The following is a 16,468-nucleotide window of genomic DNA, read 5'->3' as shown; positions in this document are numbered from 1 at the left end:
GAGGACGTCTTCCGCGCGGCGGAGGAGCTCGGCATCGACCTGTCCAATCCCGCTCCCCAGGCCCACCCCCCGCCTCCGCCCGAGCCCCAGAAACCACACCCACCCCGGACCCACCAACCCCCCGAGCCCGAACAAGCCCCCCACCCCACCGAGACCCCTCAACAGCCCGAACCACAGGGGTGAGCACCGCCATCGCCACCGGAGACAACAACAACGCGACCGCCGTCCCCAACGCGAACCCACCCACCACATCGGTCGGGTAGTGCACCCCCATGTAGACCCGGCAGAACCCCTCCACCAACGCGATCCCTATCCCCGCGACCCCGAACCTCCGGTTGGCCACGAACAACCCGACCCCCATGGCCATGGTGATCGTCGCGTGATCGCTGACGAACGAGTAGTCGGTCTTCCCGGAGACCAGAACCTCGAGCCCTTGATGATCGAGAAAAGGCCGAGGCCGCTCCACGAAACCCCGTATCGGGATGTTCACGATCACGGCGACCGCCGCGGCAAGAGGCGCCCAGACCAACGCGGCCACAGAAGAGACCGCCTCGTCCCCACCCCGCCGCCGCACACTCCACCAGCACCACACCACGAGGACGACCATCGCCGCCAACAGCCCGTACTCACCCACGACTTCGACCACCCGGTCGAACCACCGGGGCGCGTCCTTGGCCAGACCGTTGATGTCGTAGAGCAGGTCGACGTCGGGGTTCGACCCGGTTTCGGCGAGACCAGCCATGGTGCTGCGGCCCTTCGTCGTCATGTCCAGAGCGCACTGCTGCGTGCGCCGCTCCTGCCCACCTGACACGTGCCACAGGGGGCCGTCGGTGAATCCACCACTGGAACAGGAACGCACACCCTCCGTTAATACGTTCCACTCTCCACCGAATGATCACGCAGACGTTATCGAAGAGAGATGCATACGCGCAGCTCAGGGGAGGGTTTCACGCTGCGCTCACACAGCCGTGGGCAACGCTTTCGCGCCATCTTCGGTGACCCGGGTCGCCCCGAAGTAATCGGGGGTGTCGATGGGATCGAACCGAATGACCGCACCGGTCCGCGGCGCGTCAATCATGTAACCGCCGCCCACATAAATCCCCACATGCCGGATGGCCCGCGAGTTGGTGAGATCGTCGGAGAAGAAGACGAGGTCGCCCGGCAGCAACTCCGCCCGCGAAGGGTGCGGCCCGGCGTTGTACTGGTCGTTCGCCACCCGCGGCAACTCGATGCCCACACTCGCGTACGCGGCCTGGGTGAGCCCGGAGCAGTCGAAGCGTCCTTGCTGCTCAGCGGTACCGGTGCCGCCCCAGAGGTAGGGCGTGCCGAGCTTCTCCTGGGCGTAGTTGATCGCCCCGGCCGCCTGCTCCGAGGGGTCGACGCGCCCCACAGGAGCGGCAAAGCTGGCCTGCAGGGTGGTGATGGTCTTCACATAGTTCTGGGTCTCCGAATACGGCGGTACGCCCCCGTATTTGAGGACGGCGTACGCCCCCGCGTTGTAAGCGGCGAGCATGTTGTGCGTCGGGTCTCCGGGCGCGTCCTTCACGTACGAGGCGAGCTCGCAGTCGTACGACGCGGCCGACGGAATCGCGTCATTCGGGTCCCACACGTCACGGTCGCCGTCACCGTCGCCGTCGATTCCGTGGGTGGCCCAGGTGCCGGGGATGAATTGCGCTATCCCTTCCGCCTTTGCCGGACTCTTGGCATTCGGATTGAATCCGCTCTCCTGGTACAGCTGTGCGGCGAGCAGGGCGGGATTGATGGCGGGGCACAGATTGCCCCATTTCTGTACGAGTGCCGAATACGCGGCCGGCACGGCCCCCTTGGCGAGGGCGACGGTCCCACCGCCCACCCCACCGGCGACGTTCCCGGCGACGAGATAGACGCCGACGACGAGCAGCATCACGAAGCTGAGGGCACCACCGACGGCAACACTCGCCACGATCCATGCCTTACGCACCGTCAACCGCCCCTCACCGCCAGGGAGTACGCCCACGTCAGTGTAGAGGCGCTACCCACACACCGGGGTGATCATGACGAAACGCGCCACCCGTCAAGCCGCCCGGGAGATCCCACCGGCCTCCCGATACAGATCCGCAGCCGCACTCCCCAACACAGCGCTGTAGGACACATCATCGGTGGCCCCACCCTGCTCGAACCCCCCAAGCACCCCCACCACGTCCCCCTCCACATCCACCCAGGGACTCCCACTCGTACCGTCGGTGAAGTGGGGACACTCGATGCGCTGCTGCGTACGACTGTGCGCGGTCGGCCGGTTGGTACAGCTGAGCGGCGCGTCCAGCACGTTGGGATACCCGGTGACGACGACAGCCGAGGCCCCGGTCACGCGCCCCGCAGCAAAGGCGTTCGCCCCGACGACGTCCTCCAGCTCACGCCCACCCTTGGATGCGGAGTCGGAGGCAACGACGGCAAAAGCAAAATCACTGTCCTCATCGGCCCGCTCCCTCCAGGCCCCCGGCACAAAGGCCTTCGTCACCCGCCACACCCCATAGGGCGCGCGCCCGCCCCGATACCCGGGCACGAACACGACACCACTTGCCCCACCCCCATCCCCGCCCCCACTCAGACAGTGAGCGGCGGTAAGAATCAGATCCCGCCCACGACTGCGCACCACGGAAGCCGTACAGAAGTGCCCGCCCGCCAGACCACCACTGAACAGGGCCCCCACACGAGCACTCCGCGGCACCGCAGGCCCCCCTGAGGCAGCACTGCCGGGCCCGGCCCCGGAAACGGAGGTGACCGCAAGCAACGCAACGACGGGAAACAGACGAGTGAGGCGCTTCATCAGGGCCCACTGTGACGCCCGAATTCAAGAAGCGGCACGCCTCGTCACTGAGAATCTCGCGTGAACCCGTATAAGAGCTTTACGCCCAAGGCTTACGGCTCGAACGCGGAGCCGCCCCGTACACAGGGAAGTTGTCGGTCACGATCTCGACCCCGAATGGCTCGGGCAGCAGCACGGACTCCCCGAACTTGCCCGGCAGCACGTCACGGTACGCGCCGTTGTCAGGCTGGGTGTGCAGGGTCCAGGTGCCGTTTCTGAGATCGATGACAAGAAGGACGGGCACTCGGACGACGGCGTACCAGTCGGCCTTGTCCCTGATGTCCCGGGACTTCTCGGACTGGGAGACGACCTCGACGGCGAGCGCGGCGTCGGCCAACCAGTCGTCGTCCTCCAGGCCGTCAGGCAGAACGACCGCCTCGAGCTGTCGGCGCACCTGCTTGACCACCCCCGCGCGTTTACCACGCGGCGTAGGGGACATCACGAGCTTTCCTCCCAGGATCTGCACCCGCAGACTCGTCGCGTCCTCGATCTTCTCGGCGATCTCACGCAGATTCCCCGGCCGGGGTCGCGGATACATCCAGGCACCGGGCGACACGGACATGGCTCGCAATCCACCGTACTGTGCGGCCCCTTCCCCCGCCTCGGCCTGCGGGCCCGTACGTGTGCACGGGGCACCCCTTGCGCCGCTGTTCGACCTGCGTCACCCCGCACCCTCCATCACAATCCGCTCACCCGCCGTCACCCTAGGCCACCCCACTGACACTCGGCCCACAACAACTTCCCGCCCTTCGACGCCCCGAGCTCCCGCATCACGGAAACCCCCAACGACTCCGCACACGCCCGTACGAGATAAAGCCCCCGCCCGCACTCACCGTCCTCCGGCGGTACGACGACGGGGCCGCCGCTACCCCCGAACCCGGGCGGAACCCTCGGATCGGTGTCCCAGACGGCCACCCGAAACCGGTCCGGCCCACCGAGGTGGACGATCCGCAGGGCGTACGGCCCCTTGGTGTGCTGGTGGGCGTTGGTGAGCAGTTCGGAGGCGACCAGTTCGGCGGCGGGAATGGCTCCACCGAGCCCACGAGCGGCCAGAACGGTCCGCACAGTGGCACGGCCGATACCCGGCGAGCGTGGATCGCGCGGAAGTTGAAGGGTGTAGTTCCAGGACGGGGATACGGTGGCCATCGGAAGTCTCCGATCACTGAGGGGAGTTGGGCGGTTACACAGCCCCAAGGTAGCAACCAGCAGATAATGCATTACCCGTAAACGCTAAAAAGCGTTTTACTGCACTCGTGTGAGTGACAAGTCGCGACAAGGAAGAGGGCAACCCCGTGAGGACCAACCCGACGGGTCGTCAACTCCGTCTGGGCGCTGAGCTGCGCAAACTACGGGAGCGCGCGGGCCTGACCGCCACGGAGGCCGGTCAACTGCTGGGCTCGAACCAAACGTTGATCAGCAACATCGAGGCCGGCCGGTCGGGTGTGAGCGCCGAGCGGGTGCGAGCGCTGGCCTGTCACTACGACTGCGCCGACAAGGCTCTCGTCGAGGCGATCTCCCGGATGACCGGCGACCGCAAACGCGGCTGGTGGGAGGAGTACCGGGAAATTCTGCCCGCTCCCCTCCTGGACCTGGCCGAACTGGAGCATCACGCCCGTTCGTTGCGCGACGCCACCACAGCCCGCATTCCCGGCCTGCTCCAAACGCGGGAGTACGCCCTTGAGATCTTCCGGCAGGCAGTCACCGAGCTGTCACCCCCCGACATCGAGCACCGCCTTTCGTTCCGCATCAAGCGCCAAGCGATCCTCTTCCACGAGGACGAGCCGACGCCGTACGAGGCGATCATTCACGAGGCCGCCCTAAGGATGAAGGTCGGCGGCTCCACGGTTGCCCGACAACAACTGCAACACCTGCTCGACATGAGCGACCGGAGCCACATCACCCTTCGCACGATCACCTTCGACGTCGGTGCCTACCCGGGATCAGGCCAGTCGTTCTACTACGCCTGCGGCCCGGTGCCTCAGTTGGACACCATCCAACTGGACCAGTCCCACGGTGTCGCGTTCCTCGACGCCGAGGCCCAGCTGCACAAGTACCGGACGCTCTTCGAACGGATCGAGGCCGTTGCCCTGAGCCCGGAGAAGACCCGCGAACTGATCCACCACGTGATGCGAGAAATGTAGGAGCCCTCATGAACCTGTCCTGGCAGAAGTCGTCGTACTGCAGCGAAGGCAACTCCTGCGTCCACATAGCCACCACCCCCGAAGGCATCCACCTCACCGAATCCGGCGACCCCCGCGGAGCCACCCTCATCACCACCCCCGCCGCCTTCCGCACCCTCCTCACCACCCTGAAGACGGACACCCCACCCCCGAGGTCAACCACCCCGACCCCCCGAATCGAAGTCACCCTCACCGAAACCCCCGACACCCCGGACGCCCCCGTCCACCTCCACTCGACCACCGCCCCCGAAACAGTCGTCACCACCGACCGCCGCAGATGGGACGCCTTCGTCCTGGGCGTACGGGCAGGCGAGTTCGACCACTTCACAGAAGACACCGACCTGCGGGTATGACCGTAAAGATCACAGTGTCCCTCCCGGACGACAGGTCAAGGGCGCACAGAGTGAACGCACGGTCTGCGTCGTCAGCCTCGACGGGCTCGACGAGACGCGTTCGGCGCCTACCCGGACACCATCATGTCCGTACAGCTGACAAGCCCAGTGGAAGCCGTGGCGGTGGCACTCAACATCACGCGGCTCAAGACGGCTCGCTTCCACGACGGTACCCATCTGGGAAACGTCGGCACCGATGCCCTTGCCCGCATCGACCAGGCGCTACGGGCCGTCCTCGACCTCTGATCTCACCGGGCTGCCGCTAGAGCCCCTCGGACTCGCCCGCCCCGCGCAACTGCTCCCGAACCCGCGCCCACGTACGGCTGTCCAGACTCGCGAGCGGCCCCATACGGGAAAGCTCGGAGCCGTCCCGCCCGACAGCCACGATGACCGGCCGCACCAACCGCCTCACCTGGGCCACCTTCCAGACAGCGACGACCCCGCGCTGCCCCGGCGACGCCTCGATCCGGCGGTCGCCGACGAGAAGGTGGCCGACATCCGGCCCCAGGTGGACGCGGACGCAGGCGATCCAGGGAGCCGTCCCGAAGGACTGCGGCCGGTCGAGGTACCGGGTGAGACTGAGCGTGCCCGATCCGCCGCGAACCTCGATCACCTCGACGTCACCATCGGCCGGCCCGTCCACATCGGCGCTGCCACCCCCCACGTACCGCCACTGCCCGTCGTACCACTCCACGAGTTCGACGTACTCCCGCGCCCGCGCGCTCCTCGGACGCGCCACCATCCACACCGCCCCGACCCCCACCCCGACGTCGACATCGGCCGCCACCACAGTCAGCGCACGCCGAGGCAACCACCACGGCTGCGCCACACGACCACCCAGCACCCGCCGCACCACCCCCGGCAGCAGCCGCTCCACAATCTGTGCCTGATCTCCCGTCAAACCCCAAACCACCCCGGTCACCCCCACAGTCACCCCCACGCACCCCTCGGAGGGCCCCGCCCACAACCATCCACAACCTGTGGATGACTCGTGTACATGGTCAAGGCACACCCTCCCCCCACCCATCACCACGTCAGTGATCGGTAACCCAGCAACCCCCTTCAGTCACGCGGAAGTCAGGATTCCGCAACCCATCTTGTTGTCACGTACTCAACAAGCGAAGGTCGTCGCGGGCCGCCAACCCGCCGCCGGGGACACCGCACCGGCGGCCAACCCCCACCCGCACTGCCCCTGCCAACCCCCTAACAGGAGGCTGTACGTTGCGTACGTCACCCCCCAGCAGCCAGTCCACGCACGGCAGATGGCGCCGCATAGGCACCGCAGCCGTAGCCACCGCGGCGCTCGCTCTCGCCGGACTCGGCACCGCGGCCCAGGCCGGAGCAGCGACCCCCGCGCTCTCCGCGACTTCGAAGGTCACCCCCAAGGTCACCGCGAAGACCATCGCCGCGCAGGTCGCCAAGGCCCACGTGAGCTACACCAACCAGTGTGACGCGACCCCGGCGAAGGGCTTCGCGTCCTGCAGTGCCCTGCGCGTCACCGGCGGCACCACCGCCTTCCAGGAGGAACAGGCGGCGAGGAAGGGCACCACGCCCGCGACCATCAAGCCGAACGCCACCTCGGCCACCCCCACCGGCTACGGCCCCAGCAACATCCAGTCCGCCTACGGACTGACCTCCGCCGCCTCCTCCAAGGGCGCCGGCGAGACCATCGCGATCGTCGACGCGTACGACGACCCGAACGCGGCGGCCGACCTCACGGCGTACCGCTCGTACTACGGCCTCCCGGCCTGCACCGTCGCCAGCGGCTGCTTCACGAAGGTCAGCCAGAGCGGCTCCACGACCTCCCTCCCCGCCGCCGACAGCGGCTGGGCCGGTGAGATCTCGCTCGACCTGGACATGGCCAGCGCCACCTGCCCGAACTGCAAGATCCTGCTGGTCGAGGCCACCTCCGCCTCCATGGCCAACCTCGGCACGGCCGTGAACCGCGCGGTGACCCTGGGCGCCAAGTTCGTCTCCAACAGCTACGGCGGCTCGGAGTCGTCCTCCGACACCAGCTACGACACGTCGTACTTCAACCACCCCGGTGTCGCCATCACGGTCAGCGCGGGCGACTCGGACTACGGCGCCGAGTACCCGGCGGCCTCCAAGTACGTCACCTCCGTCGGCGGCACCAAGCTGTCCACCGCCTCCAACACCCGCGGCTGGACCGAGACCGTGTGGAAGACGAGCAGCACCGAGGGCACCGGCTCCGGCTGCTCCGCGTACGACGCGAAGCCGACCTGGCAGACCGACACCGGCTGCACGAAGCGCATGATCTCCGACGTCTCCGCCGTGGCCGACCCCGCGACCGGCGTCTCGGTCTACGACACCTACGGCGAGAGCGGCTGGGTCACCTACGGCGGCACCAGCGCCGCCAGCCCGATCATCGCGGGCGTGTACGCCCTCGGCGGCACCCCCTCCACCGGCTCCTACCCGGCGCAGTTCCCCTACAAGGTGGCCGGCACCTCCGCCCTCAACGATGTGACGTCGGGCAACAACGGCACCTGCTCCACGAGCTACTTCTGCACCGCCGGCGCCGGCTACGACGGCCCGACCGGCCTGGGCACCCCGCAGGGCCTGACCGGCTTCACCGGCTGATCCCCCACCAGCCGAACAACCAGAGCCACCAGAAAGACCAGTACCACCAGATCAAGCCAAATCACAACTGATCACACAAACGCCACCGGAGGTCGTGGGGATCACCGGCGGGCACTGGGGAACGGGCCGCGGCTGCCAGCCGCGGCCCGTCGCCATGTCCGAGGTCCGCGATAGCCTTTACCTGGATACGAACCGTCAGAAGCGGTCCGTGTCCGTACTGGTGGCCGCGGCTGGCCATCGGTGGTCAACGACGGAACCACACCACAGGTTCCGCCCACACCTCATTGCTCGGCGTAACCTGCCGTGATACACAGAGTGACCATACGATCCGTTCAACCCCTCGCACACCGTCCCGCGCTCCCCCATAGGGTGCCGCGAGGGTCGGTGGCAAGGTATTCGTACGAAACCCGCCAATCAATGACCTCAAGTCGACATACGACAGGGTCATTGTCAGCGAGAATGGACCTGACCTCTGCACTGCGGCAGGGGGCGCGCGGAACTACCCGACAGGGGCGGTGACTTACATGTGGCTTGCGGCCGAAAAGGGCGACATCAACACCATCATCGGCGGGATCGCTCCGGACTGGGGCCCCTTCGGCAGCCTGGGCACCGAGGCGAAGACGATGGTTCAGGTCGTGATGGCCGTGGCCATCCTGATGTGCCTGGGCATCGCCATCTGGGGTGCGGCGAAGCAGCGTATCGGCGCCACGGCGCTACGTGACACCTTCAGCGCGGAACAGGGCAAGGGCCTCATCATCGCCGGCCTGACGGGTGTGTTCATCATCGGCTCACTCGGCACCCTCTTCACGATCGTGTACGGCATGGCCGTGTAGCCGGCGCCACCCCGCGTGGCGCGTCTCGTCAGTCGGACCACCCGGGTGCGCCCGGTTTCTTCACTCCACCATCCACCCACCCGTTGTGCCCACCGACTGAGGTTGCGTCTCCCTGATGTCGAGTCACCACACCGCGCCCGCGCGGGGACCAGCACGGCTACCGTCGTACTGTCACGCGTACCCGTACGCGTGGATTCGACACGAGTTCGAAACGAGTTCGAGGGGGACGGACGCGCAATGAGCCTTGGTGACAGCCAGAGCAACGGCGACTCCGCGCGCTCCGACGACGGCGGGTACGGCGGCACCGGCCAGACCCGGACCCGCTACCACGACCAGGGAACCGGCGGCCCCTACGGCGGCGCCCGGCGCCCCAAGTCGTCCCGGGGCATGGTGACGGGGGTCGCCGTGGTCGCGCTCCTCATCGCGGCGATCGCTTTCGCGAACCGTGGAGGAGACGATTCCTCTACCTCCGCGTCCTCCACGGCGGGCAGCGGCTCCGGCGGCAGCGCGGGCCAACCCGACACGGCACCCACCGCGGCCTCCGGCGAGCAGCCGGTCACGAAGAAGGCGGCCGGAATCCCGACAGGGTTCGCGCACAACCGCGAGGGCGCTCAGTCGGCAGCCGCCAACTACGCGGTGACCCTGGGCTCGACCGGCATGTTCCGCAAGGACACCCGGGACTCGATCGTCGACGCCCTCTTCACCACCGAGGCAGCCGCCAAACTCAAGGGCCCGCTGGACAAGGCCTATTCGGCGAGCTTCCTCACCAGACTCGGCCTGGACGCGAACGGCAACGCCCCCGAAGGCAGCACATTCGTCTCCCGAGTGACCCCGGTCGGCACAAAGACCGTGTCCTACGGCGGCGCCACCGCAACGGTCGACATCTGGTACGTCGGCCTGACCGGCATCGCCGGCGAGACCTCCACCAGCCCGGTCACCTCGTCCTGGAAGACCTGGACCTACGACATGAGCTGGTCCGGCAGCGGCTGGAAAATCGTCTCCTACTCGGAGAAGGACGGCCCCACTCCGGTCCCCGGCGACGACAGGGCGGCCGACTCCGACGAGATCAACAAGGCCATCGACGAGTACGGAGGGTTCACCTATGCCCGGTAACACGCCAGCTAGGCCCTACCTCGTGCTCAAGCTCGCCGGCGCGCTGACAGCCGTACAGACAACGGCCGTACTACTGGCGACACAGGCGTACGCGGCACCGACCCCCTCTCCGACCCCCACGCCCTCTCCGTCGGGCTCGCCGACGGCCGACAACACCGACTGCAGCCTGCTGTTCGGCGACGCCAAGGATCTCTGCGAGGGCCAGCAGGGCGCCGGCAAAGGATCCGTCCCCAACCCCACCGCCACCCTCGACCCCCTCTCCTCCCTCGCCAAGGGCTGCGCCGACGCCGCCTCCTGGACGGTCGACAAGCTCAGCGAGGCCGTGAAGGAGACCGCGAGCGTCGACTTCACCAACACCAAGTTCCTCCAGCAGTACGCGGTCGTCTTCGCCGCGTCCACCGTCCTGACCCTGGTGCTGTGGCTGCTCGCGGTCGCCAAACGGGCCATGCGGGGCGTCCCCCTCACCACGGCCATCTCCGAGGCCATCGGCTTCCTCTGGCTGACCGTCCTGGCCTCCGCCTTCACGCCCCTGATCCTCTACACCGTCGTCTCGGCGACCGACGGAGTCACCGAGGTCCTCGCGGGCGCGACCGGCGACCAGACCGACACGTTCTTCGGCACCTTCTCCGGCGCGCTCGCCAAGGGCCAGGACATCGGCGGCGGGCCGATCATGCTGATCGTGGTGTCCATGGTGTCGATCCTCGCGGCCGGCATCCTCTGGCTGGAGCTCGTCATCCGGGCCGCCCTGCTGTACGTCGGCGCGCTGCTCGGCACGGTCGTGTACGCGGGGCTGGTCGACAAGAACCTGTGGGGGCACGTCCGCCGCTGGGCCGGCATCATGATCGCGGTCATCCTGGTCAAACCGGTGATCGCCATCGTCCTCGGCCTCGCCGGCGCACTCTCCACCAACGACGGCCCGGACGCCTTCTCGGCCGTCGTCTCCGGCCTCTCCATCATCCTGCTCGCCATCTTCGCGAGCGCCATGATCTACCGCTTCGTCCCCGGCTTCGGCGACGAGATCGCGAACTCCCGCAACAACCGCATCATGCAGGGCGCCGAAGGCAAGGCCGCCGCAGTGATCAGCTCCCCGGCGACCCTCGTCGCCCAGGGCATCAAGACCCACAGCAGCCGGGCGGACAACAACGGGGGCGGTGGAGGCGGCGGCCAGTCGTCCTCCGCGGCGCGCCCCGCCAACCCCGTCTCCGGCGGCGTGGCCGCGCACAGCTCGCGGCCCTCGGGCGGCGGCGGATCTGTCCCCTCCGCCGCACCCCCGCCGCGCAGCAGCCCGCACGCAGGCAACCGATCCAACCGCCCTGGAGGTGACGGGCGTTGACCACCGATTCCCATGTGGCCCATGTGGCCCACACGGTCTCGCCCCGCCGTACGTATCTCATCGGCCGCGCCCGGCCGAACGCGATCGTCGGCCGCAACCGCGAGTCCGGCGAGATCGCGCTCATCATCGTGGGCGCCTTCCTCGGCATGGTGTGCGGCCTGGTCGTACCCGTTCTGGCCCTGCGCATCGTGCTGCTGACCGGCTTCCCGATGCTGGCGCTCGCCGTGGTGTACGTCCCGTACAAGCGCCGCACGTTCTACAAGTGGTTCGAGATCAACCGCAGTTACAAGCGCGTGCTCCGCCAGGGCACGACCTACCGCAGCTCCGTCATGGAGGCCGGCACCCAGATCGACGGCCGCGAGGTCGAGATCGGCCCGCCCCCGGGCATCGGCCGCATCAACTGGCTCGCCGCGCCCTTCGGCCCGGACGAGATCGCCGTACTCCTGCACGCCGACCGCCGTACGGTGACGGCGGCGATCGAGATCGAGGGCCCGGGCGTCGGCCTGCGCGACAGCGAGGACCAGGAGGCCCTCGTCGACCGCTTCGGCACGCTGCTCAAGCACGTGGCGAACGGCGACGGGTTCGTCACCCGCCTCCAGATCCTCGCCCGCACCCTCCCGGCCGACCCGGACGCCCACGCCAAGGACGTGGCCGTACGCGGCGACGAGAAGTCCCCGGCCTGGCTGCAGCACTCGTACGACCAGCTCCAGTCCATGGTGTCGACGAGCAGCGAACAACACCGCGCGTACCTCGTCGCCTGTATGCACTTCACCCGTGAACTGGCCGCCGAGGCCCACGCGATGGCCCGCGCCGCCCGCCCGCAGCACGGCAGGAAGGTCGACCGCGACGCGGGACTCGCGGTCGTCATGGCCCGCGAGATGACGGACATCTGCTCCCGGCTCCAGGAGGCGGACATCCGCGTCCGCCAGCCCCTCGGCCAGGGCAGGCTTGCGTCCCTCATCCACTCCATGTATGACCCGGACCACCCGATCGACCACCTCCAGGCGATGACGAAGCGCAACGCCTGGCCGGCCGAACTGGACGCCATGGAGCCGACGTACCTCCAGGCGAAGACCCGCGAGTCGTCGACGCGCGCCCCCTGGTGCCACTCCACGGCGTGGGTGAAGGAATGGCCGATGACGCCGGTGGGCGTCAACTTCCTCGCGCCGCTCCTCGTCCACACGCCCGACGTCATCCGCACGGTGGCGGTCACGATGGACCTCGAACCCACCGAGGTCGCCATCGAACGCATGCTCACCGAGAAGACCAACGACGACGCCGAGGCGAGCCGGGCCGCCAAGATGAACCGCACGGTCGACCCGCGCGACATCGCCTCCCACAACCGCCTCGACCAGCGCGGCGAGGACCTCGCGAGCGGCGCGGCCGGCGTCAACCTGGTCGGCTACATCACCGTCTCCTCCCGCTCACCCGAGGCCCTGGCGCGCGACAAGCGCACGATAAGGGCGTCGGCCGGCAAGTCGTATCTGAAGCTCGAATGGTGCGACCGAGAGCACCACCGAGCGTTCGTCAACACACTCCCGTTCGCCACCGGAATCCGAAGGTAGGGCTGATGCGCTGATGCGGGACCCGCTGACCGCCCTCACCGACACCTTCACGTCCTTCCTCTTCGGCAAGGTGGAGACGACCCGCCTGCCCGTCCGCACGTCCACCGGCCAGGCCCAGGCCGTCTACCTCCCGACGGCCGCCCCCGGCCTCGGCGACTCCGGCGTCATCATCGGCCGCGAGGTGTACTCCGGAAAGGGCTACATCTACGACCCCTTCCAGCTGTACGGTCAGCAACTCCCCGCCCCGCACTGGCTGGTGCTCGGCGAGTCCGGCAACGGCAAGTCGGCCCTGGAGAAGACCTACGTCCTGCGCCAACTGCGCTTCCGGGACCGTCAGGTGGTCGTCCTGGACGCGCAGGGCGAGGACGGCGTCGGCGAATGGAACCTCATCGCGGAGGAGTTGGGGATAACCCCCATCCGCCTGGACCCCATGGCCGCCCTGGACATGGGCATCCGCCTGAACCCCCTAGACCCCGCCATCACCACCACAGGCCAGCTGGCCCTCCTCCGCACGATCATCGAAGTGGCGATGGGCCACGGCCTCGACGAACGCTCGGGCTTCGCCCTCAAGGTCGCGCACGCCTACGTCAACGAGACGATCGTCGAACGCCAGCCCGTCCTGACGGACATCGTCGAGCAACTCCGCCACCCCGAGCCGGAGTCCGCGGAAGCGATGAACGTCGCCATAGACGACGTACGGGCCTGGGGCCTCGACGTCGCCCTGGTCCTGGACCGCCTGGTCGACGGCGACCTGCGAGGCATGTTCGACGGCCCGACCACGGTCGGCATCGACCTCGACGCCCCGCTGATCGTCTTCGACCTGTCCCACATCGACCGCAACTCCATCGCCATGCCCATCCTGATGGCGATCATCGGCGTCTGGCTGGAGCACACCTGGATCCGCCCCGACCGGAAGAAGCGCATCTTCCTGGTCGAGGAGGCCTGGCACATCATCAGCAGCCCGTTCGTGGCCCAACTCTTCCAGCGCCTGCTGAAGTTCGGCCGCCGCCTCGGCCTGTCCTTCGTGGCGGTCGTCCACCACCTGTCCGACGTGGTGGACGGCGCGGCGGCAAAGGAAGCGGCAGCGATCCTCAAAATGGCCTCCACCAGGACGATCTACGCCCAGAAGGCCGACGAGGCGAGAGCGACAGGCAGGGTGATCGGCTTGCCCCGCTGGGCAGTTGAGATCATCCCGACCCTCACCCCAGGCATCGCCGTCTGGGACGTCAACGGCAACGTCCAGGTCGTCAAACACCTGGTCACGGAGACGGAACGCGCCCTCGTCTTCACCGACCGGGCGATGACGGAGTCGTCCCGCGACCGCGAACTGACCGACGACGCCCTCAGAGCAGCGGAACTGGAGGCCGAGGAACGCGCGGCGGCCTTCGTCGAACAGCACCTCAGCGACCTCGACGACTCCCCCGAGTCAACGGTGGCATGACGCGATGAGACCGGACGCAGGCCAGCCAGAACAGCAGGGCCAACGCGGCGTCTCCGACGGCCTGTTGATCGGCCTGATCGGCTTCCTCCTGGGCCTGACGCTACTGGTCTGGTCGGCGACAGGCCTGGCGGGCGTCCTGTCCCACGGCGCCTGGCCCCAGGGCGTCACCTTCACCCGTACTCCGGAGGCCCTGCGCCACCTGATCACGGACCCCCAGGACGTCCCGGGCGCCTGGCCGACGACACCCCCGAACCAACTCTCGGGCTGGGGCCTGTTCTGGGGCCTGTTCATCGGCCAACTGATGATCCTGTCGGTCCTGACCATCTTCACGCTGGGCACCCTGGCCCGCTGGAAGACGGTAAGAACAGCAAGAAGAACATCACACGGCGAGCTCCCCGAACAACGCACGGAGCCGGTCCAACAGGCACAGCCGCAGCTCCCCGAGGCACCACCCTCACCGGAACCCGCAAAGTCGTTGTCGACGGCACCCATGGCAGCAGACAGCAAACGGGTGGGCGGGTGGGAAACAATCTTCTACGGCTCCCAACCCACCCGCACACCCCCCGCAACCCAAGCCATCCAGGACGCCGAGGGCCCAGCCCTCATCCTCACCTCAAACCCCACCCTCTGGCAGACCACAAAAGACGCCCGAGCCAAGCTCGGCCCAACCCTCCTCTACGACCCCACCCACCTCTGCGACACCCCGGCCCGCCTCCACTGGCCCCCCACCACAGGCTGCGAAGACAAAAACACAGCGGCAGCGCGAGCTGCCGCACTCCTCACCCCGGTCCGCCCCACCGCGAAGATCGACCGAACAACCACCGAAACCGCGGAAACACTCCTCCGCAGCTACCTGCACGCCGCCGCGATAGACGCCCGCACAATCCGCCACGTACACCGCTGGTCCCAGGGCATCAACGTCCAGGAAGCCGTACGTATCCTCCGCACCAACCCCAAGGCGGCCCCCGGCGCCGCCGGCGAACTCGAGGCCGCCCTGACCGCGTACCCCGAACGCCGGGACATCGCCCAGGAGCTGACAAGCCGAGCCCTCGCCGCACTGTCGACGGTGAACATCCGAGAGGCGTGCACGGCGAACCGAAGTGATGCCCTCGCCCTGGATTCCTTCATCGCCGAAGGGGGCACGCTTTATGTGGTCGGTGAACCTATCGAGGACCCCAGGACGAACCCGGGCGCGATGCCCCTCCTGACCGCACTGGCCGCAAGCGTGGTCGAGCGCGGCCGGCGCATGGCCGAACGGTCATCCTCCGGTCGCCTCGACCCACCACTGACCCTCGTCCTGGACGACGTAGCAGCGGTCGCCCCTCTCCCCCAGCTCCCGGAGCTGCTCACCACCGGAGCAGACCGAGGCATGCCGACAATGGCCCTGCTCCGTTCGCGAGAACAACTCCGTGCCCGCTGGCCCCACCACGACCTACAGGTGTGACTCCCGCTCCAGCACGAACTCGAGCTCCAACTCGGCCCCGGAGCCATCGGCACCCCCACCCACCGGCACACTGACTCCACTGGGTACGAACCCCACGCGCCGGTAGAACCGCTGCGCCCGCACATTCTCTGGATGCACGACCAACCGCACCCGCTCAACGTCCGCGGCCTCCCAGGCCCACTCCAGAGCGGCGTCGAAGAGAACGTCGGTCAGCCCGCACCCACGATGCTCGGGCAGCATGAACACCCCGACGATGTGCCCCTGCCGCCGCTCGACAGGAAGCCCGGCCCAGTCGGCCGTCCCCGCGTCCTCAACAAGCACCACGAGCCCCCCGACCCACTCCCCGTCGGGCCCTTCGGCAATGATCTGCTGAGCACCGGTCGCACCTTCGGCCCCCCGCTGCACCCGCTCCTGCCAGAAGGAGTCAGGCCGGCCCACAACCTCCTCGTACGTCTCCAGAAAGGCGAGATGCGCGATGGGATCCTGCAGGGCAGCCAATCGAAGCTTCTTGGCGGCACGCCATTCGTCCGCGCGCACTGACCTGACCACATAGCTACTCATAGGGATCACGGTAGCCCTCCCTTGGAAAACGGGAAAACGAAAAACCCCCGCACTGTAAAGTGCGGGGGTTTTCCCAATATTTGTTCGGCGGTGTCCTACTCTCCCACAGGGTCCCCCCTGCAGTACCATCGGCGCTGTGAGGCTTAGCTTCCGGGTTCGGAAT

The 16,468-nt window shown here is 67.9% G+C and carries 17 protein-coding genes and 1 rRNA gene; 10 read left to right on the top strand and 8 right to left on the bottom strand.

Annotated features, from left to right (window positions below; all coding sequences use genetic code 11):
* From ABZ855_RS47225 to ABZ855_RS47205, 5 genes are all read right to left on the bottom strand, one after another.
* Positions 1-742: phosphatase PAP2 family protein (locus tag ABZ855_RS47225; RefSeq protein WP_360819923.1), on the bottom strand; the 742-nt coding region annotated here is incomplete at its 3' end.
* Between the two features lie 216 nt (positions 743-958).
* Positions 959-1,966, bottom strand: a complete 1,008-nt coding sequence (locus ABZ855_RS47220; protein WP_360819920.1) for a bifunctional lytic transglycosylase/C40 family peptidase — start codon at positions 1,964-1,966, stop codon at positions 959-961.
* An 87-nt stretch (positions 1,967-2,053) separates the two neighbouring features.
* Complete coding sequence (locus ABZ855_RS47215) at positions 2,054-2,806, bottom strand: trypsin-like peptidase domain-containing protein (RefSeq protein ID WP_360819914.1); 753 nt, start codon at positions 2,804-2,806, stop codon at positions 2,054-2,056.
* A 79-nt stretch (positions 2,807-2,885) separates the two neighbouring features.
* Positions 2,886-3,407, bottom strand: a complete 522-nt coding sequence (locus ABZ855_RS47210; RefSeq protein ID WP_360819911.1) for a Uma2 family endonuclease — start codon at positions 3,405-3,407, stop codon at positions 2,886-2,888.
* 137 nt (positions 3,408-3,544) lie between these two features.
* Complete coding sequence (locus ABZ855_RS47205; protein ID WP_360819908.1) at positions 3,545-3,991, bottom strand: ATP-binding protein; 447 nt, start codon at positions 3,989-3,991, stop codon at positions 3,545-3,547.
* A 146-nt stretch (positions 3,992-4,137) separates the two neighbouring features.
* Here ABZ855_RS47205 and ABZ855_RS47200 point away from each other — a divergent pair, with 146 nt between their 5' ends.
* The 3 genes from ABZ855_RS47200 (at position 4,138) to ABZ855_RS47190 (ending at position 5,663) form a co-directional block, all read left to right on the top strand.
* Positions 4,138-4,986 carry a helix-turn-helix transcriptional regulator gene (locus ABZ855_RS47200; RefSeq protein WP_360819917.1) on the top strand — a complete coding sequence of 283 codons (849 nt, stop codon included), beginning with the start codon at positions 4,138-4,140 and terminating at the stop codon, positions 4,984-4,986.
* A gap of 8 nt (positions 4,987-4,994) precedes the next feature.
* The gene (locus ABZ855_RS47195; RefSeq protein WP_360819905.1) at positions 4,995-5,378 is read left to right on the top strand and encodes a DUF397 domain-containing protein; all 384 of its coding nucleotides are present in this window, start codon (positions 4,995-4,997) and stop codon (positions 5,376-5,378) included.
* Positions 5,379-5,501: 123 nt separating this feature from the next.
* A complete protein-coding gene (locus ABZ855_RS47190; RefSeq protein ID WP_360819902.1) occupies positions 5,502-5,663 on the top strand; it encodes a hypothetical protein in 162 nt (53 codons plus the stop codon).
* Positions 5,664-5,679: 16 nt separating this feature from the next.
* On the opposite strand, the gene ABZ855_RS47185 is transcribed toward ABZ855_RS47190, so the two are convergent.
* Positions 5,680-6,318, bottom strand: a complete 639-nt coding sequence (locus tag ABZ855_RS47185; protein ID WP_360819899.1) for a hypothetical protein — start codon at positions 6,316-6,318, stop codon at positions 5,680-5,682.
* Between the two features lie 320 nt (positions 6,319-6,638).
* On the opposite strand from ABZ855_RS47185, the gene ABZ855_RS47180 reads away from it, so the two are divergent.
* The 7 genes from ABZ855_RS47180 (at position 6,639) to ABZ855_RS47150 (ending at position 15,744) form a co-directional block, all read left to right on the top strand.
* Complete coding sequence (locus tag ABZ855_RS47180) at positions 6,639-8,015, top strand: S53 family peptidase (protein WP_360819896.1); 1,377 nt, start codon at positions 6,639-6,641, stop codon at positions 8,013-8,015.
* Positions 8,016-8,539: 524 nt separating this feature from the next.
* Positions 8,540-8,848, top strand: a complete 309-nt coding sequence (locus tag ABZ855_RS47175) for a hypothetical protein (RefSeq protein WP_053742551.1) — start codon at positions 8,540-8,542, stop codon at positions 8,846-8,848.
* Positions 8,849-9,085: 237 nt separating this feature from the next.
* Positions 9,086-9,961 (top strand): hypothetical protein, encoded by an 876-nt coding sequence (locus tag ABZ855_RS47170; protein WP_360819892.1) that lies wholly within the window; start codon positions 9,086-9,088, stop codon positions 9,959-9,961.
* Positions 9,951-11,294, top strand: a complete 1,344-nt coding sequence (locus tag ABZ855_RS47165) for a hypothetical protein (protein WP_360819890.1) — start codon at positions 9,951-9,953, stop codon at positions 11,292-11,294. Before ABZ855_RS47170 ends, ABZ855_RS47165 begins: the two co-directional genes overlap by 11 nt.
* On the top strand, positions 11,291-12,859 hold the full coding sequence (locus ABZ855_RS47160) for an SCO6880 family protein (protein ID WP_360819887.1): 1,569 nt from the start codon (positions 11,291-11,293) through the stop codon (positions 12,857-12,859). The genes ABZ855_RS47165 and ABZ855_RS47160 overlap by 4 nt, the downstream gene beginning before the upstream one ends.
* Before the next feature lie 13 nt (positions 12,860-12,872).
* Positions 12,873-14,300 carry an ATP-binding protein gene (locus ABZ855_RS47155; RefSeq protein ID WP_319208480.1) on the top strand — a complete coding sequence of 476 codons (1,428 nt, stop codon included), beginning with the start codon at positions 12,873-12,875 and terminating at the stop codon, positions 14,298-14,300.
* Positions 14,301-14,304: 4 nt separating this feature from the next.
* Positions 14,305-15,744 (top strand): type IV secretory system conjugative DNA transfer family protein, encoded by a 1,440-nt coding sequence (locus ABZ855_RS47150; protein WP_360819883.1) that lies wholly within the window; start codon positions 14,305-14,307, stop codon positions 15,742-15,744.
* Here the strand turns inward: ABZ855_RS47150 and ABZ855_RS47145 are convergent.
* The gene (locus ABZ855_RS47145) at positions 15,733-16,305 is read right to left on the bottom strand and encodes a GNAT family N-acetyltransferase (RefSeq protein WP_360819880.1); all 573 of its coding nucleotides are present in this window, start codon (positions 16,303-16,305) and stop codon (positions 15,733-15,735) included. The two genes, ABZ855_RS47150 and ABZ855_RS47145, sit on opposite strands and share 12 nt — an antisense overlap.
* 82 nt (positions 16,306-16,387) lie before the next feature.
* Positions 16,388-16,468, bottom strand: a 5S ribosomal RNA gene (gene rrf, locus ABZ855_RS47140); the annotation flags it as partial.

It is taken from the genome of Streptomyces sp. NPDC047042 (genome assembly GCF_040644035.1).
Lineage (GTDB): Bacteria > Actinomycetota > Actinomycetes > Streptomycetales > Streptomycetaceae > Streptomyces.
This window is presented reverse-complemented; position numbering and strand designations above follow the sequence as displayed.

Excerpts from the sequence above, each read along its gene's own strand:
- ABZ855_RS47215 (WP_360819914.1), bottom strand. The coding sequence starts at position 2,806 with ATGAAGCGCCTCACTCGTCTGTTTCCCGTCGTTGCGTTGCTTGCGGTC.
- ABZ855_RS47210 (WP_360819911.1), bottom strand. The coding sequence starts at position 3,407 with ATGTCCGTGTCGCCCGGTGCCTGGATGTATCCGCGACCCCGGCCGGGG.
- ABZ855_RS47205 (WP_360819908.1), bottom strand. The coding sequence starts at position 3,991 with ATGGCCACCGTATCCCCGTCCTGGAACTACACCCTTCAACTTCCGCGC.
- ABZ855_RS47195 (WP_360819905.1), top strand. The coding sequence starts at position 4,995 with ATGAACCTGTCCTGGCAGAAGTCGTCGTACTGCAGCGAAGGCAACTCC.
- ABZ855_RS47190 (WP_360819902.1), top strand. The coding sequence starts at position 5,502 with ATGTCCGTACAGCTGACAAGCCCAGTGGAAGCCGTGGCGGTGGCACTC.
- ABZ855_RS47175 (WP_053742551.1), top strand. The coding sequence starts at position 8,540 with ATGTGGCTTGCGGCCGAAAAGGGCGACATCAACACCATCATCGGCGGG.
- ABZ855_RS47170 (WP_360819892.1), top strand. The coding sequence starts at position 9,086 with ATGAGCCTTGGTGACAGCCAGAGCAACGGCGACTCCGCGCGCTCCGAC.
- ABZ855_RS47165 (WP_360819890.1), top strand. The coding sequence starts at position 9,951 with ATGCCCGGTAACACGCCAGCTAGGCCCTACCTCGTGCTCAAGCTCGCC.
- ABZ855_RS47155 (WP_319208480.1), top strand. The coding sequence starts at position 12,873 with ATGCGGGACCCGCTGACCGCCCTCACCGACACCTTCACGTCCTTCCTC.
- ABZ855_RS47150 (WP_360819883.1), top strand. The coding sequence starts at position 14,305 with ATGAGACCGGACGCAGGCCAGCCAGAACAGCAGGGCCAACGCGGCGTC.
- ABZ855_RS47145 (WP_360819880.1), bottom strand. The coding sequence starts at position 16,305 with ATGAGTAGCTATGTGGTCAGGTCAGTGCGCGCGGACGAATGGCGTGCC.